Origin of the sequence: Streptomyces sp. GC420, assembly GCF_009916105.1 — a bacterium.
GTDB lineage: Bacteria > Actinomycetota > Actinomycetes > Streptomycetales > Streptomycetaceae > Streptomyces.
Map to the genome: position 1 here is coordinate 1 of NZ_JAAAXQ010000731.1, position 1,550 is coordinate 1,550.

Consider the following 1,550-nt stretch of genomic DNA (forward strand, 5'->3'; position numbering starts at 1 on the left):
CGGCATGAACGGGCGGTCGGGGGGAGTCGGCAGACCGGGGCCCGCCGCGTTCCCTGTCCCGTCGCGGCGGGCCCCTCAGTGTCGTCAGTGTCGCGGTGGCCCCTCAGTGGCGGCGGCCGCGCAACCTGCTGAGCGCCTGCCTGGCCTGCGCCCGCCGCCGCGGATCGGCCGCGGCCCTGCGGCCCTGTTCCGTCAGGCGGCGCCCCTGCGGGCTGCGCGCGAACGCCTTGATACGGCTGATGATGCCGGCCATCTGCCTCTCCTCTTCCCTACCCTGGCGCTGTGTCTCGATCGTCCGACATCTACCCGCGACGGGGACCGGCAGTCCGGCCCGGACCGGCCCGGAGCTCCCACCCCGCGACCGCGCCCCGTCGTCTCCTCACCGTCAGTCGTCGTCGTAGGAGGCGGTGGTCCGCTCGGTGAGCATCTCCAGCAGTGCGGCGTCGCCCCGTTCGGCGAGGAGCTGGCGCTGCTGGTCGGCGGCGGTACCCTCCTGAAGCAGCCGGTGGACCAGCGAGCCGACCTCGCGGCCGTCGCCCGACTCCTCAAGTGCGGGGCCGATGTGCTCCATCAGGTCGCTGATGACGTCACCCGCCTTGCGGCGCTGTGCGGTGAGCGAATCGATCAGGTAGTCGCTCACGCCGTGCCGCGCCGCGTACCAGTTGGCGGCGGCGAGGACCTCGGGGCGCGGCTCCGGCTGCGGCAGACCCTCGCGCTCCTGCCGTACGGCGGTGCTCACCAGGGCGCGGCAGATGCCCGCGAGCATGACGGCGCTGTCGACGCGCAGCTGCACGTCCATCGCCCGGATCTCCACGGTGGGGTACTTGGCGGAGAGCCGCGCCTGCCAGTACAGCTGGCCCAGGTCGTTGACGACGCCGCAGGCCAGGAGGTCCCGTATCCGCAGGTCGTAGTCGGCGACGCCGGTGAACCGGGGCGGCGGTCCGCTGACCGGCCAGCGGCCGAAGACGACGGTTCGCCAGCTGGCGAACCCGGTGTCCGTCCCGTGCCACATCGGGGAGTTGGCCGACATGGCGGCCAGCAGGGGGAGCCAGGGCCGCAGCCGGTTCAGCACCGCCACCCCGAGTTCGCGGTCGTTCATCGCCACGTGGACGTGCATGCCGTTGATGAGCTGTTCCTCGACGAGCAGCCGGCCGGTTTCGCGCAGCGCGCGGTACCGGCCGCTGTCGGTGATGGGCACGGGGCCGAGCGGCTCGAACGGGGCGGCACCGCTCGCGACGATGCGGCAGCCGGTCTTCTCCGCGGCCGTTCCCAGGGCGTGCCGCAGACGCAGCAGATGGCCGCCGATCTCGTCCAGATCGGTGCAGACCGGCGTGGCGATCTCGACCTGGGCCTGGAGGAGTTCCCGCTGGACCTCCTCGTGGCCCAGCGCGGCCTGCAGGTCCGCGGCGGCGCGGACCTCTTCGGCTCGGGGCACGGGCCGTCCGCTGACCGGGTCCAGGAGGAGGAACTCCTCCTCCACTCCGAAGGTGGTCACGGGACGCGGCCTCGCGGGCGGGCCACCGGGGGCAGGGGACTACGGGGGCTACGGG

The 1,550-nt window shown here is 73.4% G+C and carries 2 protein-coding genes; both read right to left on the reverse strand.

Going from position 1 to position 1,550, the window contains the following annotated elements; all coding sequences use genetic code 11:
• Window positions 1-103: 103 nt before the first annotated feature.
• Complete coding sequence (locus tag GUY61_RS38220) at window positions 104-253, reverse strand: hypothetical protein (RefSeq protein WP_166634879.1); 150 nt, start codon at window positions 251-253, stop codon at window positions 104-106.
• A 132-nt stretch (window positions 254-385) separates the two neighbouring features.
• Complete coding sequence (locus tag GUY61_RS38225) at window positions 386-1,495, reverse strand: glutamate--cysteine ligase (RefSeq protein ID WP_166634880.1); 1,110 nt, start codon at window positions 1,493-1,495, stop codon at window positions 386-388.
• Window positions 1,496-1,550 lie beyond the last annotated feature (55 nt).